Raw genomic sequence first — 26468 nt, forward strand, 5'->3', positions numbered from 1 at the left:
GCGTCGTGGGCGCCGTGCGCGACGTGGGCGACGTGGGCGCTGCGGGTACTGCAGGCGCGGCGGGCGCTGCGGGCGTCGAAGGGGCGGGGGCGAACGAGGAGTTCGCCCTGCCCCGGTCGCGGGCGGCGAACGAGCGGCTGCACGCCCTGATCCCCGGGGGCGCGCACACCTACGCCAAAGGCGACGACCAGTACCCCGAGAACCTGGCCCCGGTCATCAGCCACGGCCGCGGTGCCCACGTGTGGGACGTCGACGGCAACCGCTACGTCGAGTACGGCTCCGGCCTGCGGTCCGTCAGCCTCGGCCACGCCCACCCCCGCGTGCTGGAGGCGGTGCGGCGCGAACTCGACCGCGGCTGCAACTTCGTCCGCCCATCCGCCCTGGAGATCGAGGCCGCGGAGCGCTTCCTGGCCACGGTGCCGACCGCCGAGATGGTGAAGTTCGCGAAGAACGGCTCCGACGTCACCACCGCCGCGGTGCGCCTCGCCCGCGCCGTCACCGGACGCTCGCGGGTGGCCATCTGCGCCGACCACCCGTTCTTCTCCGTCGACGACTGGTTCATCGGCACCACGCCGATGTCCGCCGGAGTCCCGGCGTCGACCACCGAACTCACCGTGGCGTTCCCGTACGGAGACCTGGCCGCCACGGAAGAACTGCTCACCCGCCACCAGGACGAGGTCGCCTGCCTGATCCTCGAACCCGCCGGCCACACCGAGCCGCCGCCCGGGTACCTCGCCGGCCTGCGCGAGCTGGCCGACCGGCACGGCTGCGTGCTGATCTTCGACGAGATGATCACCGGCCTCCGCTGGTCCGAGGCCGGCGCCCAGGGCCTCTACGGCGTCGTCCCCGACCTCTCCACCTTCGGCAAGGCCCTCGGCAACGGCTTCGCCGTCTCCGCACTGGCCGGGCGCCGCGAACTGATGGAACGCGGCGGGCTGCGGCACTCCGGCGACCGCGTCTTCCTGCTGTCCACCACGCACGGTGCCGAGACACACGCGCTGGCCGCGGCCATGGCCGTCCTCACCACGTACGTGGAGGAGGGCATCACCGCGCGGCTGCACGCCCTCGGCGAGCGCCTCGCCGCGGGCGTCCGCGAGGCAGCAGCCGGAGCGGGCGTCGGCGACCACGTCCTCGTCCGGGGGCGGGCCAGCAACCTGGTCTTCGCCACCCTCGACGAGAAGGGACAGCCGTCGCAGCCGTACCGCACCCTGTTCCTGCGCCGACTGCTCGCCGGCGGCGTCCTGGCCCCGTCGTTCGTGGTGAGCAGCGCGCTGGGGGAGGACGACATCGAGCGCACCGTCGAGGCGGTGGCCGGGGCGTGCGCCGTCTACCGGAAGGCACTGGACGCCGGTGACCCCACCCCCTGGCTGGGCGGCCGGCCGGTGAAACCGGTGTTCCGGCGCTTCGCGTGACGTCAGCGGCTCTCCAGCCGCGCGGACTCGGCAACCCTGTCAACCGACCACGCGGTCACCGGAACCACCACCAGCGCCGTACACCAGCCGCCTAGCACATCGGTCGGATAGTGCGCGCCCAGCGCGACCTGCGCCCACCCCATGGCGGCGCCCGCCGCCACCGCCGCCCCACCGAGCACGAGGGGGCCGCGGTGGCGCGGCGCGGCCAGCGCGACCGCGAGGGCCAGCGCGGTGAAGAAGGCCGTGTGACCGCTCGGGTAGGACAGGTTGCCGTCGCCGTGGATGGTGCGTCCCACCACGTGCTTGAGCACCGTCGCCGTCCCCACCGTCAAACCGACCCCGGCCACGACGAGCACCGCCCCCCGAGGACGCCGGCCCAGCAGACAGCCGATTACCACGGCCACGACCAGCAGCGTCGAACCCACGGGCTCCCCCAGGAAGTCCAGGACCAGCGCGACACCCCGCCACGGCTGCCCCACCCCGTACAGCGCGGACTGAACCCGAGCATCCACCACCCCGGGCCCACCCGCACCCGCATACCGAACCCCGCCCACGGTGACCACCACCGCAGCCACCGAAGCGACGACCCCGAGCCACACCCGACTCGCCGCAGACACCAACCGCCCGCTCACCCACCCACCCCGCCCCACGACACAGAGAGCCGTCGAAGCCCCGGCTGGGAACAAGTCTGACAGACCGTCACAAACCGCGGGCTGTATCGCGGTTCACGGCACCCAAGAAACGGGACCCACCAAGCGGGCGCCCCACCCCTACAGCCGGGCCGCATGCGCCCCCAGGACTCTCCCCGCAGCCGCGGGGCCGACCGCTACGAGACCGACCGAGCCCTCCGCGAGATGGGACCATCCCCGCAAGTGCAGGGCAGACGCGGTCGCCATACCGGTGCTCACCTTCGGAATCGGACCATCCCCACCAGTGCGGGGCCGACACCACGAACGAGTATCCGATGCCCGACCAGCCGGGACCATCCCGCATCGTCTCCTCGGCAGGTTTCTCGAACACGGAGCAATCCCCGCGAGCGCGGGGCTGACTGGCCCTCCTTGCCCTTCACACGGATCTCGTGGGAACTATCCCCGCGCGTGCGGGGCTGACCTTGCGTCCTTGGCGTCCGTCATCCAAAGGCGAGGACTATCCCCGCGCGTGCGGGGCCGACAGGAGTTTGCGGACTTGCTGCTCGATGTCTGCGGGACTACCCCCGCGAGCGCGGGGCCGACCTCGGCGGGGCGGATCAGCTCGTCCGGGTCGCCCGACCATCCCCGCGAGCGCGGGGCCGACGCGAACAGGCCGGCCGGGAAGGTGAAGGTCACGGGACCATCCCCGCGCGTGCGGGGCCGACGGGGTGGTGCGGAAGATCCGGACCTCGTGCACAGGACCATCCCCGCGAGTGCGGGGCCGACCCCGAACCGACGGACCAGCTCACCCCCGAGACGGGACCATCCCCGCGAGCGCGGGGCCGACCGATCGACCCGGGCCTGGTAGCGGTCCATGAGGGGAGAATCCCCGCGAGCGCGGGGCCGACATGAGGTAGCGCTGGGCCGTGCCGTGCTCGCCGGGACCATCCCCGCGAGCGCGGGGCCGACGTGCCGGAGAACGTTCCCGTCTTGCCGATGTAGGGACCATCCCCGCGAGCGCGGGGCCGACCACGTCGCGGCCCGCTGCAACGGCGGGATCAACGGACCATCCCCGCGAGCGCGGGGCCGACACTTCCTGAGCTGCTGTGATCTGCCTCAGTGAGTGCCATTCAGTTCAGTTCGAATCCGGATCCACCGTACGTGCGGCTGGCTCGTGTTCGCTGAGTAGTAGCGGTCTGCCGAGCAACCTACCGGAGAACCTCGTACGCGCGAGGCCGATGGGGCTGCCAAGTCAACCAGTGGACACCGGGTAGCCATGCCCATGGGCGCAGTGCCCCGGCGAAGCTCGCTTGCTGACTGGGCGTCACGATCGGAATACACGCGGTGCCATGGATGCTCAGGTCGAGTTCGAGTACGTGATCGACTATGTCATCGCCGTCGAGCTGGACGCCGAGCCCGAGCCGGCCCGGCGGACTCTTTCTGCCCGGGTCACGGACCCCGCCCCGGTGCCCGGGTGCGGGCCGGCCATTGCACACATCCACCGGGCCCTGCGCGGGGCCATCCGTGAGGCCGACCCCGACGCCTACGACCGCATCGAGCACCCGGACCAGCTGGTCATCGTCAGGGTCCGAGACGCCGACGCGGCCGCCTAAGGAGTGTCCCGTAATTGACCGTTGAGATGGCCGGGACGAGGTGGGCTGATCGCCGGTGGGTCGGGCTATGCGGCCTGTAGAAGGTTGTGGAGGCGGGCGATGCCGAGCATGGCGTGGTGGACGCCGTCGCCCTTGAGCCGGCCAGAGCGCAGCGTCCACTCCCTCCCCGTCCGCGACGATCCGTCAAGCCGGTGCGGCTCTTCCCGCGAGCGACCCGCCGCAGGCCTTGACGGACGGGATCTGACGTCGTGCCATGAGAGGACACACCGCGACGGGGGATGACACGATGGCGGCAGAGGAACACGACGAACCCAGTGGCGAGCCCGAGAGCCACACTGAGGTGCCGCAGCGCAGCGGTCGGAAGATCCCACCTGGCAATGACTTCGCCCATGTGGCTTGGATCGTCCTGGCTCTTATCGTCTTCGGGCTGATCTTGACCGCGGCATCCGGCGCCGGCGATTGCTCTGCTAACTGCGGCGGCAACACGGGACCCTTGTGGCACTGATCACCGAGCTGCCCGCGAACCTGGCCGCCGCCGCGCTGGTCGCCACCACAGGTTCGCTGCTGCGGCGCGTGACCACAAGGGTCAAGCTTGTTGGGCCAACCGGTGCGGGCCCAGGTAGTAGGACAGTGCAGCGTGCGACGGGCCGTCGGCGACCTCCCCGCCCACCAGTAGCTTGACCACCTCTGCCTCGCTGAGCCACTCCACCCGGGTGGCCTCGGAGGCGTCTTCCGGCGGACCGATGCGGGTGCAGCCGGTGACATGGAAGCAGCGGAAGTGTGCGTCGGAGATGCCGGCCATGGCGTCGTACTCGGTCAGCAGCTCGACGTGGCCGGGCCGCCAACCGGTCTCCTCCTCGACCTCGCGAGCGATCGCCGCTGCCGGGTCCTCACCGGGCTCGGCCCAGCCGGCCGGTACCTCCCAGCCCCAGCGGCCGGTGATGAACCGGTGCCTGTAGAGAAGAAGGAACCGGCCAGTGTCGTCGGTGACGACAGCGGTGGTCGATGCGCGGGGGTAGCGGACGACGTGGTGGGCAATCCGGCCGAGGCCGGGCACCTCGACGTCATCCAGCCACACCTCGACCCACGGGCTGCCGTACACCTGCCGACTCCCGAACGTCTCCCACTCCATGGCAACCCCTTACGTGCGCGGTCAGGCCCACATCCTCAGGAGTCTCCCCACAAGCGTGGGGCCGACTCCGAGGTGGTCATCATGTGCGCCCACAGGGTGGAGCAATCCCCGCGAGCGCGGGGCCGACACCTGGTCCATCAGGTAGACCTGGCCGTTGATCGGACCATCCCCGCGCGTGCGGGGCCGACTCAGTGAGGGCGCCGCCGGTCTGGTTGTAGAAGGGACCATCCCCGCGCGTGCGGGGCCGACTTGCGGGCGATCTGGTTGAGGGACTGGCCGGCGGGACCATCCCCGCGAGCGCGGGGCCGACGTACGCATCGAAGGCCCGGTGCGCACCAAGCAGGGACCATCCCCGCGAGCGCGGGGCCGACACTTCCTGAGCTGCTGTGATCTGCCTCAGTGAGTGCCATTCAGTTCAGTTCGAATCCGGATCCACCGTACGTGCGGCTGGCTCGTGTTCGCTGAGTAGTAGCGGTCTGCCGAGCAACCTACCGGAGAACCTCGTACGCGCGAGGCCGATGGGGCTGCCAAGTCAACCAGTGGACACCGGTTAGCCATGCCCATGGGCGCAGGTGCCCCGGCGAAGTTCGCTTGCTGACTGGGCGTCACGATCGGAATGCACGCGGTGCCATGGATGCCCAGGTCGAGTTCGAGTACGTGATCGACTATGTCATCGCCGTTGAGCCGGATGCCGAGCCCGAGCCTGCCCGGCGGACTCTCCGTGTCCGGGTCACAGGCCCCGCCCGGGTGCCCGGACGCGGGCCGGCCATTGCACACATCCACCGGGCCCTGCGCAGGGCCATCCGCGAGGCCGACCCCGACTCCTTCGATCGCATCGAGCACCCGGACCAGCTGGTCATCGTCAGGGTCCGAGACGCCGACGCGGTTACCTAGGGTCGCCACAGAAACAGTCCGTTTCGTGGATCCCTTGAAGCGAGACCCATGATCCGGGCGCGCGCCGACCTGAGAGCAGTTCCGGCTTTACGGGCGCCGTAGGCACTTCTGGCAGGATGACGCCCGACCCGTCCCGTCTAGATCACGAGGTGCCCGTGAGCAGCAAATGGACCGTTCACGGTAGCCGGCCTCTGTACACCAGCCCGTGGGTGAGCCTTGATCTGATCGACGTTGAACCGCCAGGGCGTGACCGCTACGAGCACCACCTGGTGAGGTTTGCTCCGGTGGCAGCCACCGTGGTCCTCAACGACCGGGACGAGGTACTCCTCATGTGGCGGCACCGCTTCGCCACTCGGACGTGGAACTGGGAGATCCCCAGCGGCATTGTGGAGGACGGGGAGACGCTCAAGGCTGCGGCTGCTCGCGAGGTGTTGGAGGAGACCGGGTGGCAGGTGGAATCGGTCGAGCCGCTCGCTTACAGCCAGCCGATCGGCGGTATGAGCAACGCCGAGCACCATGTGTTCCTCGCTCGGGGTGCCGCCTTCGTGGCGCCACCGGTGGACACGCATGAGGCGGACCGGATCGAGTGGATCCCGTTGGACCGCATCCAGGACATGATCGACCGTCGGGAGATCGTGGCCGGCGTCGCCGTCACCGGGCTCTTGCAGGTGCTGGCCCGACGGCCTTGATGCGCCGGCGCGGGGTTCTCGGCTACCGGCAGCTTGCGCAGGTCTGTTGACTTGCGGCCGGCCAGTCACGCCTGGCGCGCGAGCCGGTGCGGGCGGTGGCAGTAGCTGGGCGCCGCATGCGAGGGCCCGTCGTCGACCCTCGCCGCCCACAATCGGACTCCTCTGCCCTTGGACTGAGGCCCTGCTCACGAAGCAATCCCCGCACGTGTCGTGGTGTCGTACTGGTTGCCGCCTCGCGCCGTGGGGCGGGCCGAGGAGAAATCCCGCGAGTGCGGGGGCTCTTGCGGTCGGTGGGCCCACGAGACTGGCTGATGTTCCGTAGTCTCGGCTCATGCGATCTGTGGTGTTCGACATCGGCGAGACCTTGATCAGCGATACCCGCTACTGGGGTGACTGGGCTCGTTGGCTTGGAGTGCCGCAGCACACACTGTCGGCGCTGGTGGGCATTGTGGTGGCCCAGGGTCGGGACAATGCGGATGCCATCCGGATCCTCCGCCCAGGTGTGGACGTGGCAGCGGAGTGGCGGGCCCGACAGGCTGCGGGTCGGGGCGACTACCTCGATGAGACGGACCTCTACCCGGACGTGCGTCCCGCCCTGTCCCGGCTGCGTGAGGCCGGTCTGTGGGTGGGCATCGCGGGGAACCAGAACGCCGCTGTGTCCGGGCTCCTCCGTGATCTCGGACTGCCGGCCGACGGCATCGCCACCTCGGCAGAGTGGGGCGTGTCGAAGCCGGGCCCCGGGTTCTTCGAGCGGGTGGTCGAGTGGGCGCCGGGGGAGCCTCACGAGATCGTCTACGTGGGCGACCATCCGATGAACGACGTCACGCCGGCCCGGTCAGCGGGCCTGCGGGCCGCGCATCTCCGCCGCGGTCCCATCGGCCTCACAACCACGGCGGAAGACGCCGACTGGACCGTCGATTCGCTGACCGAGCTGGCCGAACTTCTGGTCGGGCGACAGTGAGGTTGCCTCAACCGAGTGACCGTCGGGGCGATCTCGCCCGACGCCTGTGCGGCGCCGGTACCGTTCCGTTGCGACCACGGAACGGAGCCAAGTATGCCCGCGCCCAATGCTCCCACGCTCGGCCTGCGCCTGGAAACGGCGCGTGCTGCGGCCCGGCTGTCCCGGCGTCAGCTGTCCGAACTCTCCGGAGTTTCACCGAGCATGATTCAGAAGATCGGTGACGGCGAGCGGCATCCGAGCGACCAGGTGCTCGGAGCATTGGCGAATGCTCTCGGGACAACCCCTGAGGAACTGGTCGGCGGACCTGTACGGGCAGACAGCCGGGTTCACCAGGTCATTCCGAATCTCCAGCGGGCTATCGCCGCATACGACTTGCCGGACGACGGCCCGATCAGGCCCCTTACGCAGGTAGCCGCCGACGTCAAGGCCAGCGTTGAGGACCGGGTGCAGTCCCAGTACGTCCGCCTCAGCGAGCAGGCGCCGGCCCTGCTGGCCGAGCTGTTCCGGGCTGTCGACAGTACTCGTGGCAGCGAGCGGGAACAGGCCGCGCGTCTTCTGGCCCTGGCGGCCCGTTCGGCAGATGCGGTGGCCTACAAGTACGGGTACCGAGACCTCAGCGCCCGCCTCGTGGAGCTGATGCGGTGGGCAGCAGAGACCGCAGCCGACCCAGCGCTCGATGCAGCGGCAGCATACGTGCGCATGGAGACCTTCTTCGCAGCTCAGCAACTCGGCCCCGGACTGCGGTCGCTGCAGGCCGCAGTAGACCGGCTGCCGTCGCTGCAGACTGAGCGGCTGGTCGCCGCTGCTGCCGCTCTGCACATGCGGGCCGCGGTTGCGGCCGGTCGTATGGGTCAGGCCGACGATGCCCGCGCGCACCTGCGTGAGGCAGAAAGGCTTGCGAGTCGCGTGCGAGAGCGGCTCTACGATGGCACGGCTGTGGGGCCCAACTCCGTAGAAATCCACCGGTTGTCGGTGGCGGTTGAGCTGGGTGAGCCGAAAGACTTGCAGGAGGCAGTCGAGGCCGCGGCCAGGTGGGTGCCTTCGTGTGAGCTGCCAGCCGAGCGCCGGTCGCACTACTACGTCGACCTAGGCCGTGCTCACGTCCACCTTGGGCGCCCACGACACGCCGTCGAGTCGCTGCTGGTGGCTCGCCAGATCGCCCCTCAGCACGTCCGTGAACACGGTCAGGTACGGATGGCCCTGGCCACGATGGTGCGGCTGACACGAGGTCGGGACGAGCGGGTGATGTCGCTCGCGCGGTGGGCGAAGGCCGTTTGAAGCACGACGGATCTCTACCACTGCGTGTGGTAATTCCGGTGCTGGCAGCCGGGGATCGTAGAGGGCGTGACAGGGACACCGAACCCGATCGTTCTCGATCCGGACGCGATCAGCCCCGCGCGGCTCTACGGAGACGCGTCCGTGGAGTGCGGTTCATCTGAACCACCGTCGGCTTCTTCAGGCCGTGTCTGCACACCGACCGATGAGTCGTCCGCCTTACTCGGCTGGACTGTGGCGGGCGACCCATCCTGCATGGGCGGAGGCACCCGATGAGGCTCGATGGGCCCCTCACGGTGGCGGTGGACGGCTATCTGGAGCCTGCCACCCTGCCGACGCTGAAGGCCTTGGACGTCCTTTGGCAGACGGTGCGCGTGCTGCCGATGGACGCCTGCCAGCGGCGGGGGATGGAGCTGATGTTCGGCAGCGGATCCGCCGTCGACCTCGAACGGTGGATGGGCGACGACGCCGTCACCGACCTGACGGTCGGCCTGACCGACGGCAGCCGTGCCATCGTGCGCGTGCAACACAGCGACGGTCTGACCGTCGCTCAGCGGATCGTCGCCCGGTACACCGTCGAGCAGTTGCTGAACGACCGGCGGCACCGTGACCCGTGGGTCATCCGCGATTCCCAGACCGGCGACCTGGTCAGCGCCGGTGTCGGTGGATTGCGTCCGCTGGAGTTCGCGATCCGGGAGAGCGCCGAGGCGTGGGTCCTGGGCCGGGCGAATCTCGCGCAGTACCGCGTGCTCCCGGGCGGGGCGGTGGGCAGGTGACTGCGGCCGATGGGCGGCAGCGGCTCGCTCTTCGCGATGCGCGACGCGCGAACTCCCGTCCGGGAGAGCCGGAGCGCCCTGTGATGGCTTACACCGTCGACTCCGTCCCGTTGACAGCACGCCGACGGGGATTGGTCCTGCGTACGTACCAGGTGGACGCTGACGGTCGGTGGCACGGCTACTCGCCGGTGGTCGTGGTCGTTCCCGAACCGGTTCCGCCGATGGCGGAGTTGTGGCTCGACTCCTGGCCGGACTGCCGCTGTCCCCGGCACTGCGCCGACTGACCTGCCCGCCGACCCACTCGCATTCCCCGGATCCGCGCCGGCCACGTCGGCCGGCGCCCCCTGATCTCCTCCCGCGCGCTCGCCGGGAGGCTGCAGCACGCTCTCACCGAGAGGACCCCCGCCATGAGCACCACCATGACGACCCCCGCGCCGCCGCCGTCCCCGCCGGCGCCGCCCGGGCCCGGGCCGATGATCCCGGTGGCCACCGCGACGGCCAGCACGGCCAGCACGGCCACCACCACGGCGACCACCACCACCACGACCAGGTAGGAGACTCCCATGGCATGGGGAATCGGTAAGGGCGGCAGCTCCGGCGGTGGCAGCGGCTCGAACGACGGCGGGCAGGGCAAGCGCGCCGGAGACAAGGACTTCGGCACCTCGAAGCCCTCCCCGGACAGCGCGAAGTCGCCGTCCGGCGGAAAGCACCGCGGCAAGGACGACGACAAGTGACGCGTCCCGCGCACCAGGAGCAGGCCACCACGTGCGGCCTGCTCCGCGCCGTCTCCCGCACCCTCGGGTACGAGGTCGCCCCCGAGTGGCGCCAGGCCGCGGCGGCGGCCCCGCGTCACGCCTTCCTCCCCGATCGGGTCTGGCTCGCCGACGGCGATGCGTACGAGCTCTGCGACCGCCGGAGCGAACCCGAGCGCTGGCTCGCCGCGGCCTACGCGGACGCCCCCGTGGTGACGCAGATCAACGACGGCCAGGAACCCGAGGACGCGGCCGACAGGTGGCCGTCCTGCTCGGCGTCGGCGCCCTCCATCGTGGTCACGATGCTCGATGCGCTCGAACTGGCGCCCGGCACCCGGGTCCTGGAGATCGGCACCGGGACGGGCTGGACCGCCGCGCTGCTCGCGCACCGGCTCGGCGACGCCAACGTCACCACCATCGAGGTTGACCCCTACCTGGCCGCGCGCGCCCGGGCCACGCTGGGGGCCGCCGGTTACGCCCCGACCGTGGTGTGCGGTGACGGCCGCTCGGGCGGGCCGCCCGGCGAGTCGTACGACCGTGTGGTGGCGACCTGCTCCCTGCGGCGCGTCCCGCCGGCGTGGATCGCCCAGACCAGGACCGGCGGCATGATCCTCGCCCCGTGGGACAATCCGTGGGTGTGCGGCGGCCTGCTCACCCTGACGGTCCTCGCCGAGGGGAGCGCTGTCGGCCGGTTCACGCCCGACAGCGCGTTCATGCTGATGCGCACCCAACGGCAGGACGTGCGGCTGTTCCGGGACGTCGTGCACGAGGACCACCAGCCGGTCCCCTCCGTGACGACGCTCGACCCGTGGGCGGTCGCCGACAGCTGCTTCGAAACGCGGTTCGCGCTCGGGCACCGCCTCGGCGATCTCTGGCACGTCTGGGACCACGACCCCGGTGTGGACGGGGTCGTGACGCGGCTGTGGGTGGCCGGCACCGACGGCCGGTCCTGGGCCGCCGTGGACTGGGACGGCACCGAGGACACCGACCGGTACGCGGTGTGGCAACATGGCCCGCGCCGACTGTGGGAGGAGGTCGAAGCCGCCCACCGGTGGTGGCTCGACGCCGACCGGCCAGCACCGACCCGGCTGGGCCTGACCGTGACGTCCGACGGTCGGCACCGCGCGTGGCTCGACACTCCCGAGAACAGCTGGCCCCTCCCGTAGGCGGCCGGCCGCGAATGCCCCGCCCGACTCGATCTCCAGGAGTCTCGCCGCATCCTGCGACAGGGTGGCGTGCCGCGGCGGCCCGAGACGATCGCTGACGGCCACCCAGCCGCTCGGCGATCGTTCACGGCAACCGAATCGACGGCCGCAGACGACCGCAGCATGAATTGGGTGGCAGACCTGCCTCGAAGTTCGAGACCATCCGACCATGTCGAATGGCGCCCCGGGACAGGACCTTCCGGTCGGCTTCGGGTTCCGGCCGTATCGCGGCGACGAAGACCACGGCCCCATGGCCGTGGTGCGGCTGGGTTGTGCTGAACGGGACCAGGTCGACGCCCGTTCGGTTGTGGAAGGGCTCCCGACAGCGACCGAGATCGCCGAAGCCTCTGCCAAGCTGGAGGAGCCGTCCAAGAACCAGATCCTGGTGGTGCACGACGGGAACGTCGTCGGCTACTCGACGATCCGATGGTGGCAGGAGCGGGACGACACATGGCTGTACCTGCACCGCGGCTACCTCCTGCCCGAGCATCGCCGCCAGGGCATCGGCTCAGCCATGCTGAGCTGGGCCGAAGAACGGATCCGCCGGCTCGTCGAACAGCATGGAACGGCGCGGACGGCAATGATCGGCGCGAACGCCACGGCCACCGAGCAGGACGCCACGGCGCTTCTGCTCGCAGCCGGCTACCGACGTGTCTTCAGCCTGGTCGAGCTGGAGCTGGGCGATCTGCAGCAGTTGCCCGACCGGGGCAGCGAACTGCCGGCCGGGATACGGACCGGACCGATCGGGTCAAGCCACTACCGTGCAGCCTGGAGGACCGTCGTCGATGCGTATGCGGACACCAACTTCACTCAGAAATGGCCTTTCCAGGACTTCGTCGACACCGCCGACCCGGCATGCTGGAGTGCTGCATGGAACGGGCAGGACATGGTCGGCGTCGCCCTCTGCTCCATCCGCCGTCACGACCACACCCTGGGCGAGGTCGAAGAGCTGTGTGTCCGGACGGACCATCAGCGCCTCGGAATCGGCCGGGCCCTGTTGCTGGACGGGCTGCGGAGCCTTCGCGGGCAGGGTGCAACGGCCGCCCGGCTGTTCACGGGCACGTCAAATCCGCACCGGTCCTACGATCTTTACGAGAGTGTGGGGTTCCGGCGGCAGAACGAATACGTCCGCTACCGCAAGCCGCTTGCCTGACCGGCCGGTCATCGGGCGGTCCGATCAGTCCACAGGATTCGACACCATCTCCCGTCAGGGAAAAGCCCGGAGCGAGCGTCGAAGATCGCTGGGTATAGTGCAGGCGCTCTGCCCCGATGATCCCGTCGCCGAGGAGGCCGTCCCGTGGAACCCGTCACGCTGATCACCGGTGGCTCGACCGGAATCGGCGCCGCCACCGCCCGCGCCCTGCTCAAGCAGGGCCACCGCGTGGCCGTCACCGGACGCGACGCGGGCAAGCTGGCCGCCTTCGCCACCACCGCGGGAGCGGGCGAGCGGCTGCTGACGATCACCGGCGACGCGAGCGAAGCGGATGACGTCGCCGCCACCGTCCGGCACGTGCTGGACACCTGGGGCCGGCTGGACAACGTCATAGCGAACGCCGGTTTCTCCCTGCCCGGCAACCTGGAGACCCACGCCCCCGAGGACATGCGCGCCATGATCCTCACCAACGTCCTGGGCCCCGCCCTGCTGATCCAGGAGACCCTGCCCCACCTGAGGGCCTCCAAGGGCCGAATCGTGATCATCGGCTCGGTCGCCGGCGTCCGCCACACCCCCGGCAACCTCTACTCCGTCACCAAGTGGGCCGCCCACGCCCTCGCCGAGAACACCCGCCTCCTGGTCGGCCAGGACGGCGTCGGCGTCACCGTTGTCGCCCCCGGCATCGTGGACACCCCCTTCTGGCACGGCCGCGGCGGCACCCCCGAGGCCGCCGCCACGATGACCGGCGAGCAGATCGCGGACACCATCGTGTTCGCCATCAACCAGCCCGCCGGCGTGGACATCAACCACATCACGGTGCGGCCGACGGGGCAGGTCGGCTGAGGCGGAGCTCCCAACGGCCGTACGGGGGAGGCGCCTTCGGCTCCGCCGGAGCCGGTCCGGCGCCGGTTGTGCCGCAGGCGTGGGGTTTCGAAGCGCCTGGCATACTCGGGCCGTGATGGATGTCGAGGAGTTCTGGGCCCTGATCGACGAGGCGTGCGCCGAGGTCGACGCCCTGGAACCGGACTTCGACGATCGGCGCGACGCGATCGGGCGCGCGTGCGAGGAGCGGCTCGTGAGCCGCACGCCCGCCGAGATCGTCCAGTTCTCCCTGCGCCAGTGGCAGCTGCGCGACCATGCCTACCGGTACGACCTGTGGGCAGCGGCGTTCCTCATCGAAGGCTGGTGGTCCGACGACGGGTTCATGGACTTCCGCGAGGGCGTCATCTCGCTCGGCCGGCACTGGTACGAGCGCGCGCTCGCCGACCCGGACTCCCTCGCCGACCACCCGGCGGTGCGGGCCGGCGGGGACGTGCTCATCGGGAACGAGGACTTCAACCAGGTGGCCCACCGGGCCCACCAACGTCTCACCGGTGAACCGGACGGGCTCGACGAGGCGCTGGAGGCCTCCCCGGAAGCCGGCCCGCTCCGCGTCATGACCGAGCCGGCCGGAGTTCGGTGGGACGTCGCCGATAGCGACGAGATGCGCCGCCGCCTGCCACGCCTCGCCGGAATCTTCCTGGACTGACACTCCGGCGGTGGATCCTGACCACGCCGGCGGACCCGGCGCGGGAGCGGATGCTCGGAGACAAGGCCTACGCGAACCGGGCGATCCGAGAAACCCGCTCGACCGGACCGCCCGCTTCAGAGACCCTACGGGCATGGAGTTCTTCGTCTACCACCGCGATCGGCCCGGCTCCGAGAAGCTGCGCACCGAGCTTTCGGAAGAACACTGGTCCTACATGGACCGATACGCGACGGAGATGATCGCCCGCGGCCCGACCCTCAGCGACGGTGGCACGCCCACCGGCAGCGTGCACATCGTCGACCTGCCGGATCCCGCCGCCGCCCGCGCGTTCGCCTTCGACGAGCCCGGCTACCAGGCCGGCGCCTACCGGGACGTGCTGCTACGGCGGTGGCACAACATGCTGGGGCGCACCATGTGGGACTTCCCCGGCGGCCGAACCGGCGGCAACCGGTACCTGGTGCTCGGCCTCGGCACCCCGCAGGCCGCCGACCTGGCCGCCGTGCCGCCCGACAGCGACGAGCTGATCGCTTACGGCCCATTGCTGTCGGACGACGGCGCCACCTGGCTGGGCACGGCGGCACTGGTCCGGGCGCCGGACGCGGACACGGCACGCGCCGTGCTGACTTCGGAGGGGTACGCCGACGTCGAGGTGCACAACTGGCAGTTCGGCGGGCGCCGGTCATGACCCGGCGACGTCCGGCCGACGTCACAGCTGGCAGTCGCAGCCCTTCGGGCCGCTCGGCAGCCGGGCGATCACCGGCACCTGGCTCTCGTCGGCCGACGCGAGCAGCTTCAGCGCCCGTCGGTCTGGACATCAGCACCGCGCGATCATCCCCGCAAACGCGGGGCTACCGGACCACCTGCCGGGCCATGTCGCCGCCGAAGGGACCATCCCCGCGAGCGCGGGGCTGACAGGAAGTCCCGCGCAGCACTCTGGCATGCGTAGGGGCCATCCCCGCGAGGGCGGGGCCGACATCCCGAGGATGTCCCTGATCGGGCCTGGAATGGGGCCATCCCCGCGAGTGCCGGGCTACCTGGGCAACCCAGTCGCCGTTCGGGTTCTAGGCGGAGCAATCCCGGCGAGCGCCGGGCGAGGCGACGATCCACACGACTTGCCAAGGGGCGAGGCGGAGGAGCAATCCCCGCAGGCGCGAGGCTGACGACGTGTAGCCGAGGGAGTTGGCGCTCAGGCCGGAGCAATCCCCGCAGTGCGGGGCTGACTATCCGGCTGCGGACGGCACGGTGGCAATCAAGGAGCAATCCCCGCAAGTGCGGGGCCGACGAAAACGTCCAGATCGAGTGCCAGCCCTCGCGAGGGCCATCCCCGCGCGCGGGGGCCGACTCATTGGTCGTGTCCAACAGGTCGTCAGCCTTGGAGTGATCCCCGCAGGTGCGGGGTCGAAGCCTTGTACTCCATGTCCGTGCCGTCCGTCGTGGAGCAATCCCCGCATGTGCGGGGCCGACCTGGCCATGCTCGCCAGCGCCCCGGCCGCGTGGGAGCAATCCCCGCGTGTGCGGGGCCGACTCCCGGGAGACGACGCTTGCCCTTCGGAGGGTGGAGCAATCCCCGCGTGTGCGGGGCCGACACTTGCTGAGCTGCGGGGATGGGGATCAGAGGGCGCTGGCTGATTCAGTTCGGGTGGGTGGCGGCCCGGCGAGGAGCTGGGGTGTTGCTTTCATCTCTCCCTGATCCGAGCTGAGTTGTCAGTGCGAAGTCTTGCGACACCGAAGCGTACTCGCACGTGGGGGCCGAGGTGTCGCTTGAGGGCGAGTGGAGAGTTGGTCGACTTCTTCGAGGGGCCTGGGCGTCGTGGCGTAGAGTCGGCGGATCCGGCCAGGCCCTGGCCGGCGGGCGGGTTCAAGGCCGCTTCTCGGTAGGGTAATTCAGGCAGTTCTCCGCCTCTTGCGCTGCTGTTGCGCGGGCTGACAGGCTCTGCGCTGTGATCGGTGACAACGCGCTCGCAGTTGCGGAGGCGGTCGCCTCGCCGCGGTGGTCGCCGACCTTCGCGCCGGTGGAGGCCGTGGGCCTGCGACACCTCGAATCGGCCGAGTTCGTCGAGGCCGCTCTCGCCACAGCCCCCGGCAGGCCCGTCCGGCCGGCCGGGCCGCTGCCCGGGACGGCCGGCTTCGCCGTCGTGATGGCGTCGTTCGCGGGGCTGGCTGCGCGGCAGCTTTTCGGCAGACTCGATCCGGTGGTCGGGCAGGTGGTCGAACTTCCCCGCATCGTGCAGGAGTTCACCGCGACCACGGCTGCCGCGCTCGGCAGTCTGGCGGCGCGGGCGCTGGTGCTGGAGTTGCGGGTGGCCCGGGGTGAGGGGCGACTGACGGGTGTGAGTCCGCAGGACAGGTTCCGGGACTTCGTCGCCGCTGCCGGTACCCGGTCCGGGTTGGTGCGGTTGTTCGCCGAGTACCCGGTGTTGGCGATGCTGGTCGGCCGTACCTGTGTGGATGCCGTTGCGGCGACGGCCGAGGTGCTCACTCGCTACGCCGCCGACCGCTCCGAGCTGGTCGCCCGGCTGTTGGGCGGGCGCGACCCGGGGCCGTTGGTCGCCGTGGACCGGGCCGTCGGGGATGCGCACCGGGGTGGCCGGCGGGTGGCGGTACTCGGCTTCGCCGACGGCAGCCGGGTGGTCTACAAGCCCCGTTCGCTCGCGGTCGACCGCCACTTCGGCGAACTGGTGGACTGGTTCAACGCCCGCCCGGGGTCACCCGGGTTGCGTACGCCCGCTCTCCTGGCCCGGCCGGACTACGGCTGGACGGAGTTCGTCGAGGCCCGGCCCTGCGCCTCCGCGTCGGAGCTGGAGCGGTTCTACCGGCGGCAGGGTGCGCTGCTCGCCATCGCGCACGTCCTCGACCTCACCGACCTGCACCACGAGAACCTGATCGCCTGCGCCGACCACCCGGTGCCGGTGGACGTCGAGACGCTGTTCCACCCGCCCGGGTACGAGGGCGAGGACCGCACCGACGACGACCCGGCGGGCCGCGCGCTGGATGCGTCCGTCCAGCGGACCGGTCTGCTGCCGCACCTGGTGCTCGGGGACGAGGCCGCGCTCGACCTGTCCGGTCTGGGGGGCGGCGCCGGGCACGGCTCGCCGATGGAGGCGGTCGGCTGGGAGGCCGCCGGCACCGACGAGATGCGGCTGGTCCGCCGGCCCGGCGTCGTCGACGGCGGGGTCAACCGCCCGCAGCTGGGCGGTGTCGAGGCCGAGCCCGCGGCTCACGCGGGGGCGCTGGTGTCCGGCTTCCGCGATGGCTACCGCGCGATCCTGACGGGCCGGCGGGAGTTGGCCGGACTGCTGCGGCGCTTCGCCGCCGACGAGGTCCGGGTGGTGACCCGGGCCACGCAGGTCTACGCGACGGTCCTCGCCGAGGCGACCCACCCCGACGTGCTGCGGGAGCCGGGCGACCGGGAGGGGCTGCTGCGGCTGCTCGGTACGGACGCCGTGGACGACCAGGGCTGGCCGGGACTGCTCGACCACGAGGTCGCCGAGCTGTGGGACGGCGACGTGCCGGTGTTCACCGCCCGTCCGGGTGGCGTCGACCTGTGGAGCGGCACCGGTGCTCGCATCCCCGGCGCCCTCGACCGGCCCGGACTGGCCCGGGTGATGGAGCGCCTGGCGGCGATGGACGACGCCGACCACGCCGGGCAGGAGCGGATCATCCGGGCGTCGTTGGCCTGCCGTGCCGCGGAACCGGCCCATCCTGCCGCGGTGCCCGGCCCGCGCACCCCCGAACAGGACGGTGAACTGCCCGCCCCCGAGCGGCTGCTCGCCGCCGCCCGGGACATCGGCGACCAGCTGGTCGAGCAGGCGCACCGGGGGCCGGGGCAGGCGAACTGGCTGGCCATGGAGCTGCTCGGCGAGCGGTACCGCAGGCTCGCGCCCTGCGGTGCCGACCTGGGGAACGGATACACCGGGGTCGCCCTGTTCCTCGCCCAACTCGCCGCGGTCACCGGCACGGACCGCTACGCGGACACGGCGCTCGCCGCGCTGCACCCGCTGCCGGAACTGCTGGAGCGCCTCGCCGCACTCCCGGACGAGGACCTGGGCGCGGTCGGCTCAGGCGCCTTCACCGGGCTCGGCGGCATCCTGTACGCCCTCACGCAGACGGCGGTCGCCCTGGACGACGCCGGGCTGCGCGCCCTGGTCGAGCCGGCGGCCGATCTGACCGTCCGGGCCGCCGGGGCCGAGCAGCCGCTCGGTGTGCTCGACGGCACCGCGGGCGGTCTGGTCGCGCTGCTGGCCGCGCACCGGGTGTGCCCGTCGGCCGGGCTCCGGCGCGGCGCGGGTGCCTGCGCCGACCGGCTCGCCGCCGCGCCGGTCCCGGTGGAACCGGGCTTCGCGACCGGCGCGGCCGGGGTCGGCTGGGCGCTGCTCGGCTTCGCCTCCGGCGGGGGCGGGGAGCGCTACCGCCGGTCGGGGCTGGCCGCGTTGCGTTCGGCCGTGGCCGCGGTGCCGTCCGTCGGGGCCGACCTCTCCTGGTGCACCGGCCGGGCCGGGGTGGCGCTGGCGGTCGCGGACCGGGCCGAGGCGATGGCGGACCCGGGGTCGGCCGAGGCCGTCGCCGAGGTCGTCGGGCACCTCGCCGGCGCCGGACCGCTGCCCGATCACGGTCTGTGCCACGGCGAGTGGGGCGTCCTGGAGTTGCTGCACCGGATGCCCGACCGTCCGGCACTTCGGGCCCGCGCCGCAGGTGCGGTCCGGCGCGGCCCGCGCTGCCCGGCCCCCGGCGGGATCACGCCGCCCGGACTGCTCACCGGTCTGGCCGGCCTCGGCCACGGCCTGCTGCGGCTCGGCTTCGCCGACCGCGTCCCGTCGGCGCTGCTGCTGCGGGCACCGAACCCCTGAGCCCCGCCGTCAGCCCGTCCGACCGAGCCACCGTGCTGACCGAACCACCGTGCACCGCCGATCGACCGTGCTGACCGAACCACCGTGCCCACCGAACCACCTTGCCCGACCGAACCACCCTGCCAAACCGAACCACCGTGCGCCGACGAACCACCGTGCCCGGTCGGGCCACTGTGCCCGAACCGCGGTCACAGCACGCGGTCGCCTCCGAGACCGTCGGACGTCGACCTTCGAGATCATCTGCCGGAAGGGAACACCGTTCATGAACACCACCGCCCTCGCGCAGCGCCCGATGCAGCCCGCCGACGCGCACCGCGCCGCCACCGTCGATCACCCGGCGGGTGAGATCCGGCTGCGGACCGGCGGCGGGCTCGGCCGCCGGTCCCGACTGCTCAGCGGGCCCACGGCGTTTCGCTCCACCAGCGCGTGGACCACCATCAGCAAGGTGGTGGGTGACGAGCGTCACTGACCGCGCCGCCGGGCGGGCCGGATCCGATCGCACCGCCGCGCGTGCCGGATCCGAACGCACCGTCGGGCAGGCCGGATCCGGCCGCACCGCCGGGCGGACCGGCCGGAACAGGCAGGCGGGCCCGGGCCGCGCACCCCACGGCAGCACGACCACCTTCCTGCGGAGATCACTATTCATCACAACTTCGGCACAGTAGCCTGCGAATGTGCGCAACACTTCCCCGACGATCATTGGCCGTGAGACCGAACTCGGGCTGCTTGACAGCAGCCTGAGCGGTCTTCAGTCCCATGCGGGCCGCGCGGTCTTCCTGGTGGGGGAGGCGGGGATAGGCAAGTCCCGGCTGGCGGGGGACTGTGCCGGCCGGGCCGAGGCGCTGGGCCTGCCGGTGCTGCGCGGACGCGGCAGCCCGACCAGTGCCGGGATCCCGTACCGCCCGCTCATCGAGGCGTTGAACTCCCGCTTCCGGGTCGTCGGTGTCCCCGACGACCCGGAGCTGGAGCCGTACCGTCCGGCGCTGGGCCTGGTGATCCCGCAGTGGCGGCACACGGCCGTGCCCGGCTACCCGGAGAGTGCGGTCGAGCTGGCCGAGGCCGTGCTGCGGCTGCTGGCCGTGCTCGGCCGGGACGGTGGTTGCCTGCTCGTCCTGGAGGACCTGCACGAGGCCGACTCGGACACCATCGCCGTGGTGGACTACCTGGTCGACAACCTGGCCGGACTGCCCGTCCTCCTGGTGGCCACCCTGCGGCCCGAGCCGGGGGCCGCCCTGGAGCTGGCCCGGGGCGGTGAGCGGCGCCGGGTCGCCTCGCTGGCCGCCCTGGAGCCGCTCGGGCCGACGCAGATCGGCGCGCTCGCCGCCGGCTGTCTGGAACTGGGCTCCGAGCAGGTGCCCGCCGCGGTGGTCGACCGGCTGAGCACCATCAGCAACGGGAACCCCTACCTCGTCGAGGAGTTGCTGACCGAGATGGTCGGCTCCGGGGCGCTGCGCCAGGACGGCGACGGCTGGGTGGTCGTCGGCGACCTGGCGGCCGCCGTGCCGGCCAGCGTGGTCAGCGGCCTGCGGCACCGACTGGAGCAGCTCGATCCCCAGGTCCGCGACCTGCTGCTGCTCGCCGCCACCCTGGGCACCGGCTTCTCGCTCGGCACGCTCCAGCTGATCACCGGCCACAGCATGCGGCTGCTGCTCGACCACCTGGCGGCGGCGGCCGCCTCGGGCTTCGTCGTCCCCGACTCCACCGCCGTCGACCAGTACGCCTTCCGGCACGCGCTCACCGCGGAGGCCCTGCTCGCAGGCCTGCCGCCGGCCGAGCGGGCCGTGATCGCCCGCCGGGCGGCCGAGGCGATCCTGGCGGCCGACCCGGCGCTCGCCGACGGGCGCTGCCAGCTGGTGGCGCGCCTGCGGGAGCTGGGCGGTGACCGGGCGGGGGCGGCGCTGCTCTACGCCGAGGCGGGCCGCCGGGCGCTCGCCGCGGGGGCCTCCGCCACCGCGGTGAAGCTGCTGGAGCGGGCCCACGAGTCGGCCGCGGCGTCCGACCGCACCGACGTCATCGAGTCGCTGGTCTACGCGCTGGCCGAGGCCGGTCAGCTGGACCGGGTGTTCGCGCTGGCCGAGTCGCTGCCGGCGGCCGGGGCCGACGCGCTGGACATCGAGCGTCGCATCGCCCTGCACACCAGGCTCGCCTGGGCGGCGGTGATCGCCGAGCGCGCCGCCGACACCCGGACGCAGATCGCCGCGGCCCGTGCGCAGCTCGGCGGCTCCGGCGATCCCCGCCAGACCGCCGCCCTGGCCGTGGTCGAGGGCCACCTGGCGCTGCTGCCCGGCCACGGCGGGGCGACGGCGGAGACCGAGCGGCTGGCCCGCGAGGCGGCCGAGGTCGCCGAGCGCGAGAAGCTCCCCGTGGTGGCCTGCCAGGCGTGGCAGCTGCTCGCTCTGCTGGCCCGCGAACGCGGCTTCGACGACGCGGACGCCTGCCTGGAGCGGATGCTCGCCGTCGCGGAGACGCACACCCTGCCGGTCTGGCGGGTGGAGGCGCTGCTGCGGCTCGGCGGGAACGCCTTCATGCGCACCGGTGACGCGCGTAGGATCCGGGAGGCCAGGGACGCCGCCCGCGACCTGGGCGCCCTCGTCCTCGCCCAGCACGCGGAAGGCCTGCTGGCCATGGACGCCCTGCAGCGCGCCGACTTCACGGCCGCCCGGGAGATCATCGACCGCTGCCTGGAGCCGAGCGCCCGGATGCGCAACCTCGGCAGCCACCGCTACCTGCTGCTGGTGGCCGCCACCCTCGCCGCCCACCAGGGCCGGCGGCGGCAGATGGAGCGGGAGCTGCTCCGCTTCGAGCAGGCCGACGACTCGGACTCCTTCCTCACGCCGGTCCTGCACGGCCTGTGCCGGGCGTTCTGCGCGCTCCTGGAGGAGAACCGCGCCCGTGCGGGTGCCGACCTCGCCGCCGCGGCCGCCTGGGAGGACCGGCACCCCAACGTGTTCTACCTCAGCGGACGGTACGGCCTCGGTGCGCTGCTCGGCGTCCTCGCGGGCACTGCCGACCGCACGGCGTACGCGACGGTCCTGGCGGCGCCGGCCGCCGCCCTGGCGTGGAACCGGCAGTTCATGCTGCTGGCCGACGCCGTCCTGCTCGGACGCGAGGGCCGCGGCGGGGAGGCCGCCGGCCGGGTGGAGCAGGCGCTGCAGGTGTCCCGGGGGTTTCCGACCGCCCGGCACCTCGGACTGCGCCTGGTCGCCGAGGCCGCCCTCGCCGACGGCTGGGGCGAGCCGGTCGCCTGGCTGCGGACCGCGGAGGAGTACTTCCACGAGGCCGGCGTGCGCTCCGTCGCCGGCGCCTGCCGGTCGCTGATCCGGCAGGCGGGCGTGTCGGTCGCCCAGCGGCGCAGCGGGCGGGAGCTGATCCCCGAGGCGCTGCGGGCGAGCGGGGTGACGCCGCGTGAGTACGACGTGTTCGCCCTGCTCGTGGAGCGCCTCGGGAACCAGGACGTCGCCCAGCGGCTGTCCATCTCGCCCCGGACGGTGGAGAAGCACATCGCCAGCCTGCTGCAGAAGACGGGCAGCGCGGACCGCGCGGAGCTGTGCCGCCTCGCCCGGGCGCTGTGCGGGGACTGATCGGGGGAAGTGACCGGGGGCTCCGGGCGATGCCGGACGGGGCGGGGACACCTTGCTCCCCGCCCCGCCCGGCATCGCGTCCCGACGCGTCCGGCCTCCTATGCTTCGGGGCTGAGGAAGTCCGGGACGTCGGTGCCGAGGCCCTGCTCCTGCGCCCTGTGGTGGACCAGGTCGGCGACGGCGAGGTCGAGGACGCCGAGGCCGAAGGGCGAGAAGACCGTCAGCGCCTCGGGGTCGCGGTGGTGGCGGCCGCCGGTGAGGATGGCGCCGATCGAGTCGGCGATGAAGTCGCGGTGGCCGGTCTGCTGTTCGGCGAGGTGCAGGGAGGTGGACTCGCGGCAGACGTGGTCGCCGTCGTCGACGATGTTGACGCTGGACAAGATGGTCTCCGGGGCGAGGTCACGCAGGGACAGGTGGAGCAGCAGCGTCCCCGGTCGGCAGGGGGAGGGGTCCAGGTGCGGGGTGGAGGCGGTGGTGGCCAGGGAGACCAGCCGGTGGGCCGCCAGGGCGTCCTCGATCCGGTCGGCCGTGGTGGTCTTGAGCCCGGGGAACCGGGCCGCGCACCGTTCGGCGAACGCCTGGGCGCGGGCCGGGTCGAGGTCGAACAGGGTGATTTCGGCCAGGTCGGGCAGCAGGGCGCGCAGGAAGGTGAGCACCTCGAAGTTGATCACGCCGCAGCCGATCAGGGTGGCGCCGGTCTGCGGCTCCTGCGGGGCGAGCGTCGCGGCCGCGAGGGCGGCGCTGGCCGCGGTGCGCCGGGCGGAGATCACCGAGCCCTCCAGCAGTACCTCGGGGTGGCCGGTGCGCATCGAGTTGAGGATGATCGCGGCCGAGGCGCGCTCCAGTCCGGAGGCCAGGTTGCCCGGGAAGGACGAGATCCACTTGATGCCGGCGACCGGCTCCCGGTCGTCGGCGTCCCCGGTGTTCCCGAGGTAGCCGGGCAGGGCGATGATCCGGTTGCGGGCCTCCTCGGGGAAGCGCAGGAAGAGCGAGTGGGGGAGCGCGGTCCGGCCGGCGGAGTGCAGCCGGTACGCCCGGCTCACCGCCTCGACCACCTGGTGCTCCGCACCGTCCAGGACCTGCCGGACCTCGCGGGCTGTCAGGATCAGCATGGTGTCACCTCGGCCATCGGACCGTTCTCCCTCCACAGGTGGGTGACGTCGCCGAAGTGCGACGTCACCCAGTCGTCGTCGTAGATCGTGTCGAGGTAGCGCTCACCCCGGTCGGGGAGGATCACCGCGCAGGTCGCGCCGGGCGGGATCCGGTCGCCCATCTGCCGGACCGCGGCGAGCACCGCGCCCGACGAGCCGCCGGCGAGGATGGCCTCGCGGTGCGCCAGGCGCCGGCAGTTGACCACGCAGTCCAGATCGCTGACGTGCACCACCTCGTCCGCCAGGCCGTCCTGGTGGAGTGCCGGCCGGACGGCGGCGCCGTGGCCGGGGATGAGCCGGGGCGCGGGCCGGCGTCCGAAGATGACGCTGCCTTCGGCGTCGACGGCCACGATGGTCACCGGGAGCTGCTGCTCCCGCGCGTACTCGGCGCAGCCGCGCAGGGTTCCGCAGGAACTGGTCGCGCAGAACAGGTAGTCCGGGCCGCCGGGCAGGGCCTCCCGGATCTCCCGCATGGTCGCGTGGTGCGAGCGCGGGTTGAGCGGGTTCGAGTACTGGTCCGGCCAGTAGGCGTGTTCGGTCCTGGCGAGGATCTCGCGCACCCGCCGGATCCGCACCGGCAGGTATTCGCCGGTGGCCGGGTCGGTCCGGGTGACCACCTCGACCTCGGCGCCCAGCGCCCGCATGATCGCGATGTTCTGCCGGTTGGCGCGGGGGTCCACCACGCAGATGAGGCGGATCCCGAAGTACCCGCAGACCTGGGCGAGTCCGATGCCCAGGTTGCCGGAGCTGGACTCGACGACGACCGACAGCCCGGGGATCAGCCGGCCCGAGCGGATGCCCTCGCTCAACAGCTCCAGTGCGGAGCGGTCCTTGATGGAGCCGCCCGGGTTGTGCGCCTCCAGCTTGGCGAAGAGGCGGAAGTGGCTGGTCGGGTCGATTCTGGTCAGCTCGACCAGCGGCGTTCGGCCCACGGTCCGGAGTACACCGGCCGGCACGGTGTCAGACATGCGCACGGGCCCCGTCGATGGTGTCGCCGTCGGTGCGGCGGCGCGGGCTCGTCGGCCGCGTCCCGGTCCACGCGGGCCCGGTGTGCGGCTCCACATCGTCGACGACGATCCGGGACGTGCAGGTTTCGGTGGCTTCCTCGGCCACAACTACCCTCCTAGCCTTGAGGTTTGACACTGCGACGGGGCGAGCCTGCCGGGCTGTGGGGAACGGCGGCAAGAGACAAACGGGCAGCGGGACGAGCATGCGCGCGGTGCCGCTGTGTCCCCGGGCCGCGAAGCCCGCAGCGCACGGCGGACCGGCCGGTCACCCCGGCGGCGGCGCACCCGCGCCGAACGGCCGCGGGACGGCGTACGCAGGACGACGTACGCAGGACGGCGTACGCGACGCGGCATCCACGCGCTGCGGCATCCACGCGCCGCGGGTCACGCGTCACGCGCTCGGAGCGGACTCGGTGGCGGTGGCGTCGGTGATGCCGGCGGCGTCCTCGGCCCCGGCCGCGGTGGCGCCGTCGGCGGCGGCCGGCTGCCCGGGGGCGACGCCGGCCAGGGACGGTGCGGAGCGCACGGAGGGGCTGAGGGTGGCGGTCGCGCCGAGGAGGACCATCCAGGCGGCCAGGACCACCACGGTGGAGTGCGCCCCGAACCGGGCGAGCAACTCGCCGCCGATCAGCGAACCCAGCGGGACGGCACCGAAGGCGATCAGGCCGACCGCGCCGATCACCCGGCCCTGGATGGCGTCCGGGGTGACGGCGAGCTGGTAGGCGGAGGTCACCACGTTCCACACCGGCCCGACGAAGCACATCAGGGCGTACACCGCGCCGATCAGGTACGGGCCGTGGACCACCAGGAGCACCGGGACCAGCAGCGCCCAGGCCCAGTTGGCGCCGATCACCACGGTCCGCATCGACAGCCGCCGTTCCAGCTCGGGCGCCAGCAGCGAGCCCAGCACCCCGCCGACCGCTCCCAGGCCGAACATCACGCCGATCTGTGCCGGTGAGCCGCCCTGGTCGCGCGCCATCAGGATGACCGTCAGGAACACCGCCTGGAACAGCAGGTTGCTGCCCGCGATCAGGAAGGTCGTGGTGCGGATGAACGGCTGGCGCCACAACCAGCGGACGCCTTCGGTGAGTTCGCGGTGCAGCGGGCCGCTGCGGGGGCGCCGTTCGGCCTGGAACTCGGTGCGGATCAGCAGCAGGGAGACCAGCGACCACAGGTAGCTGACGGCGTCGAAGAGGAACGGCAGTGCGCGGCCGAAGCCGAACAGGGCGCCGCCCAGCGGTTTGCCGAGCATCGTGGCGCCGCGGGCCCGCGCCTCGTTGCGGGAGAGCGCGGCGGCGAGCTGGGACGGGTGCACCACGTTGGGGACGGCCGCCGAGGCGGCGATCTGGAAGCACACCGTCAGCGTGCCCTCGGTGAAGCCCACCGCGAGGATGTGCGGCAGCGACAGCCGGTCCAGCAGCAGGGCCGCCGCGACGCTGCCGATGGCCAGGATGCGCAGCACGTCGCACCAGATCATCGTCCGTCGGCGGTTCCAGCGGTCGACCAGGGCTCCCGCCGGGAGCTGGAACAGGAGTTGCGGCACCAGTGCGACGAAGCCGGCGGCTCCCGCGTCGGCCGGGGACCCGGTCAGCGCGAGGACCAGCAGCGGGTACGCCACACTGGAGGCGTTGGATCCGAGCCCGGAGACCGCCGCTCCCTGCCAGAGCAGCAGGAAGTCCCGGTTGCGCAGCAGCGGCGGGACGTTCCGGGGGACTTCCTCGCGCACGGTGTCGGTCATGGTCCGATGCTGGGAGGCCGGCCGCCCCGGGCCCAGAGAAGGACCGGCAGTCACGCGCGCAGTTCGCCGCCGGAACCTCGGCCGTGCTGACCCTGCCGCCCCTTTCCCGCAGTCGGCAGGCTGAC

At 72.2% G+C, this 26468-nt stretch carries 23 protein-coding genes, 1 pseudogene and 1 CRISPR repeat array; of the genes and pseudogenes, 16 read left to right on the top strand and 8 right to left on the bottom strand.

The window, feature by feature from the left end; genetic code table 11:
• Positions 1 to 107 precede the first annotated feature (107 nt).
• Entirely contained in the window at positions 108 to 1412 is a 1305-nt protein-coding gene (locus ABT048_RS34685) for a glutamate-1-semialdehyde 2,1-aminomutase (RefSeq protein ID WP_350525605.1), read from the top strand.
• A 2-nt stretch (positions 1413 to 1414) separates the two neighbouring features.
• Here the strand turns inward: ABT048_RS34685 and ABT048_RS34690 are convergent, their stop codons facing one another.
• Positions 1415 to 2044 (bottom strand): phosphatase PAP2 family protein, encoded by a 630-nt coding sequence (locus tag ABT048_RS34690; RefSeq protein WP_502894107.1) that lies wholly within the window; start codon positions 2042 to 2044, stop codon positions 1415 to 1417.
• 394 nt (positions 2045 to 2438) lie between these two features.
• Positions 2439 to 3132: a CRISPR direct-repeat array (repeat unit 23 nt; unit sequence ATCCCCGCGAGCGCGGGGCCGAC).
• A gap of 258 nt (positions 3133 to 3390) precedes the next feature.
• On the opposite strand from ABT048_RS34690, the gene ABT048_RS34695 reads away from it, so the two are divergent.
• Positions 3391 to 3654, top strand: coding sequence for a hypothetical protein (locus ABT048_RS34695; RefSeq protein WP_350525579.1), 264 nt, complete (start codon positions 3391 to 3393; stop codon positions 3652 to 3654).
• Positions 3655 to 3719: 65 nt separating this feature from the next.
• On the opposite strand, the pseudogene ABT048_RS34700 reads toward ABT048_RS34695, so the two are convergent.
• Both ABT048_RS34700 and ABT048_RS34705 read right to left on the bottom strand, forming a co-directional pair.
• Positions 3720 to 3806: pseudogene (locus ABT048_RS34700) on the bottom strand (IS5/IS1182 family transposase); the annotation flags it as partial.
• A 434-nt stretch (positions 3807 to 4240) separates the two neighbouring features.
• The gene (locus ABT048_RS34705; RefSeq protein ID WP_350525580.1) at positions 4241 to 4786 is read right to left on the bottom strand and encodes an NUDIX hydrolase; all 546 of its coding nucleotides are present in this window, start codon (positions 4784 to 4786) and stop codon (positions 4241 to 4243) included.
• A gap of 630 nt (positions 4787 to 5416) precedes the next feature.
• Between ABT048_RS34705 and ABT048_RS34710 the strand changes: the two genes are divergently transcribed.
• The 5 genes from ABT048_RS34710 (at position 5417) to ABT048_RS34730 (ending at position 9381) form a co-directional block, all read left to right on the top strand.
• Positions 5417 to 5680 carry a hypothetical protein gene (locus ABT048_RS34710; protein ID WP_350525581.1) on the top strand — a complete coding sequence of 88 codons (264 nt, stop codon included), beginning with the start codon at positions 5417 to 5419 and terminating at the stop codon, positions 5678 to 5680.
• A gap of 209 nt (positions 5681 to 5889) precedes the next feature.
• On the top strand, positions 5890 to 6369 hold the full coding sequence (locus tag ABT048_RS34715) for an NUDIX hydrolase (protein WP_350525582.1): 480 nt from the start codon (positions 5890 to 5892) through the stop codon (positions 6367 to 6369).
• A gap of 331 nt (positions 6370 to 6700) precedes the next feature.
• The gene (locus tag ABT048_RS34720; protein ID WP_350525583.1) at positions 6701 to 7330 is read left to right on the top strand and encodes an HAD family hydrolase; all 630 of its coding nucleotides are present in this window, start codon (positions 6701 to 6703) and stop codon (positions 7328 to 7330) included.
• A gap of 93 nt (positions 7331 to 7423) precedes the next feature.
• The gene (locus tag ABT048_RS34725) at positions 7424 to 8608 is read left to right on the top strand and encodes a helix-turn-helix domain-containing protein (protein ID WP_350525584.1); all 1185 of its coding nucleotides are present in this window, start codon (positions 7424 to 7426) and stop codon (positions 8606 to 8608) included.
• Between the two features lie 269 nt (positions 8609 to 8877).
• Positions 8878 to 9381 (top strand): hypothetical protein, encoded by a 504-nt coding sequence (locus ABT048_RS34730; protein WP_350525585.1) that lies wholly within the window; start codon positions 8878 to 8880, stop codon positions 9379 to 9381.
• Positions 9382 to 9559: 178 nt separating this feature from the next.
• Here ABT048_RS34730 and ABT048_RS34735 read toward each other — a convergent pair whose 3' ends face one another.
• Complete coding sequence (locus ABT048_RS34735) at positions 9560 to 9946, bottom strand: hypothetical protein (protein WP_350525586.1); 387 nt, start codon at positions 9944 to 9946, stop codon at positions 9560 to 9562.
• Between ABT048_RS34735 and ABT048_RS34740 the strand changes: the two genes are divergently transcribed.
• From ABT048_RS34740 to ABT048_RS34780, 9 genes are all read left to right on the top strand, one after another.
• Positions 9945 to 10115 carry a hypothetical protein gene (locus ABT048_RS34740; RefSeq protein WP_350525587.1) on the top strand — a complete coding sequence of 57 codons (171 nt, stop codon included), beginning with the start codon at positions 9945 to 9947 and terminating at the stop codon, positions 10113 to 10115. The genes ABT048_RS34735 and ABT048_RS34740 overlap by 2 nt on opposite strands.
• Positions 10112 to 11299, top strand: coding sequence for a methyltransferase domain-containing protein (locus ABT048_RS34745; RefSeq protein ID WP_350525588.1), 1188 nt, complete (start codon positions 10112 to 10114; stop codon positions 11297 to 11299). Before ABT048_RS34740 ends, ABT048_RS34745 begins: the two co-directional genes overlap by 4 nt.
• Positions 11300 to 11507: 208 nt before the next feature.
• Complete coding sequence (locus ABT048_RS34750) at positions 11508 to 12491, top strand: GNAT family N-acetyltransferase (RefSeq protein WP_350525589.1); 984 nt, start codon at positions 11508 to 11510, stop codon at positions 12489 to 12491.
• A gap of 144 nt (positions 12492 to 12635) precedes the next feature.
• Positions 12636 to 13334: an SDR family oxidoreductase gene (locus tag ABT048_RS34755; RefSeq protein WP_350525590.1), complete on the top strand. Its 699-nt coding sequence runs from the start codon at positions 12636 to 12638 to the stop codon at positions 13332 to 13334.
• Between the two features lie 115 nt (positions 13335 to 13449).
• Positions 13450 to 14019, top strand: a complete 570-nt coding sequence (locus tag ABT048_RS34760) for a DUF4240 domain-containing protein (protein ID WP_350525606.1) — start codon at positions 13450 to 13452, stop codon at positions 14017 to 14019.
• 133 nt (positions 14020 to 14152) lie between these two features.
• The gene (locus ABT048_RS34765; RefSeq protein ID WP_350525591.1) at positions 14153 to 14704 is read left to right on the top strand and encodes a YciI family protein; all 552 of its coding nucleotides are present in this window, start codon (positions 14153 to 14155) and stop codon (positions 14702 to 14704) included.
• Positions 14705 to 15959: 1255 nt separating this feature from the next.
• Entirely contained in the window at positions 15960 to 18866 is a 2907-nt protein-coding gene (locus ABT048_RS34770) for a type 2 lanthipeptide synthetase LanM family protein (RefSeq protein ID WP_350525592.1), read from the top strand.
• 262 nt (positions 18867 to 19128) lie between these two features.
• Positions 19129 to 19335 (top strand): hypothetical protein, encoded by a 207-nt coding sequence (locus tag ABT048_RS34775; protein ID WP_350525593.1) that lies wholly within the window; start codon positions 19129 to 19131, stop codon positions 19333 to 19335.
• Between the two features lie 205 nt (positions 19336 to 19540).
• Positions 19541 to 22447 (top strand): helix-turn-helix transcriptional regulator, encoded by a 2907-nt coding sequence (locus ABT048_RS34780; RefSeq protein WP_350525594.1) that lies wholly within the window; start codon positions 19541 to 19543, stop codon positions 22445 to 22447.
• Between the two features lie 98 nt (positions 22448 to 22545).
• On the opposite strand, the gene sbnB is transcribed toward ABT048_RS34780, so the two are convergent.
• The 4 genes from sbnB to ABT048_RS34800 all read right to left on the bottom strand — a co-directional run bounded on the left by sbnB (position 22546) and on the right by ABT048_RS34800 (position 26343).
• Positions 22546 to 23559 (bottom strand): 2,3-diaminopropionate biosynthesis protein SbnB, encoded by a 1014-nt coding sequence (sbnB, locus tag ABT048_RS34785; RefSeq protein ID WP_350525595.1) that lies wholly within the window; start codon positions 23557 to 23559, stop codon positions 22546 to 22548.
• Entirely contained in the window at positions 23553 to 24566 is a 1014-nt protein-coding gene (sbnA, locus tag ABT048_RS34790) for a 2,3-diaminopropionate biosynthesis protein SbnA (RefSeq protein ID WP_350525596.1), read from the bottom strand. The genes sbnB and sbnA overlap by 7 nt, the downstream gene beginning before the upstream one ends.
• Positions 24559 to 24711: a hypothetical protein gene (locus tag ABT048_RS34795; protein WP_350525597.1), complete on the bottom strand. Its 153-nt coding sequence runs from the start codon at positions 24709 to 24711 to the stop codon at positions 24559 to 24561. The genes sbnA and ABT048_RS34795 overlap by 8 nt, the downstream gene beginning before the upstream one ends.
• A 285-nt stretch (positions 24712 to 24996) precedes the next feature.
• Positions 24997 to 26343, bottom strand: coding sequence for an MFS transporter (locus tag ABT048_RS34800; RefSeq protein WP_350525598.1), 1347 nt, complete (start codon positions 26341 to 26343; stop codon positions 24997 to 24999).
• Between the last annotated feature and the right edge of the window lie 125 nt (positions 26344 to 26468).

The organism is Kitasatospora sp. NPDC096140, assembly GCF_040303045.1.
In the GTDB taxonomy this organism is placed as follows: Bacteria; Actinomycetota; Actinomycetes; order Streptomycetales; family Streptomycetaceae; genus Kitasatospora.

Coding starts and splice junctions, on each gene's coding strand:
- ABT048_RS34695 (WP_350525579.1), top strand. CDS start 3,391: ATGGATGCTCAGGTCGAGTTCGAGTACGTGATCGACTATGTCATCGCC.
- ABT048_RS34705 (WP_350525580.1), bottom strand. CDS start 4,786: ATGGAGTGGGAGACGTTCGGGAGTCGGCAGGTGTACGGCAGCCCGTGG.
- ABT048_RS34710 (WP_350525581.1), top strand. CDS start 5,417: ATGGATGCCCAGGTCGAGTTCGAGTACGTGATCGACTATGTCATCGCC.
- ABT048_RS34720 (WP_350525583.1), top strand. CDS start 6,701: ATGCGATCTGTGGTGTTCGACATCGGCGAGACCTTGATCAGCGATACC.
- ABT048_RS34725 (WP_350525584.1), top strand. CDS start 7,424: ATGCCCGCGCCCAATGCTCCCACGCTCGGCCTGCGCCTGGAAACGGCG.
- ABT048_RS34730 (WP_350525585.1), top strand. CDS start 8,878: ATGAGGCTCGATGGGCCCCTCACGGTGGCGGTGGACGGCTATCTGGAG.
- ABT048_RS34740 (WP_350525587.1), top strand. CDS start 9,945: ATGGCATGGGGAATCGGTAAGGGCGGCAGCTCCGGCGGTGGCAGCGGC.
- ABT048_RS34735 (WP_350525586.1), bottom strand. CDS start 9,946: ATGGGAGTCTCCTACCTGGTCGTGGTGGTGGTGGTCGCCGTGGTGGTG.
- ABT048_RS34750 (WP_350525589.1), top strand. CDS start 11,508: ATGTCGAATGGCGCCCCGGGACAGGACCTTCCGGTCGGCTTCGGGTTC.
- ABT048_RS34760 (WP_350525606.1), top strand. CDS start 13,450: ATGGATGTCGAGGAGTTCTGGGCCCTGATCGACGAGGCGTGCGCCGAG.
- ABT048_RS34765 (WP_350525591.1), top strand. CDS start 14,153: ATGGAGTTCTTCGTCTACCACCGCGATCGGCCCGGCTCCGAGAAGCTG.
- ABT048_RS34775 (WP_350525593.1), top strand. CDS start 19,129: ATGAACACCACCGCCCTCGCGCAGCGCCCGATGCAGCCCGCCGACGCG.
- sbnB (WP_350525595.1), bottom strand. CDS start 23,559: ATGCTGATCCTGACAGCCCGCGAGGTCCGGCAGGTCCTGGACGGTGCG.
- sbnA (WP_350525596.1), bottom strand. CDS start 24,566: ATGTCTGACACCGTGCCGGCCGGTGTACTCCGGACCGTGGGCCGAACG.
- ABT048_RS34800 (WP_350525598.1), bottom strand. CDS start 26,343: ATGACCGACACCGTGCGCGAGGAAGTCCCCCGGAACGTCCCGCCGCTG.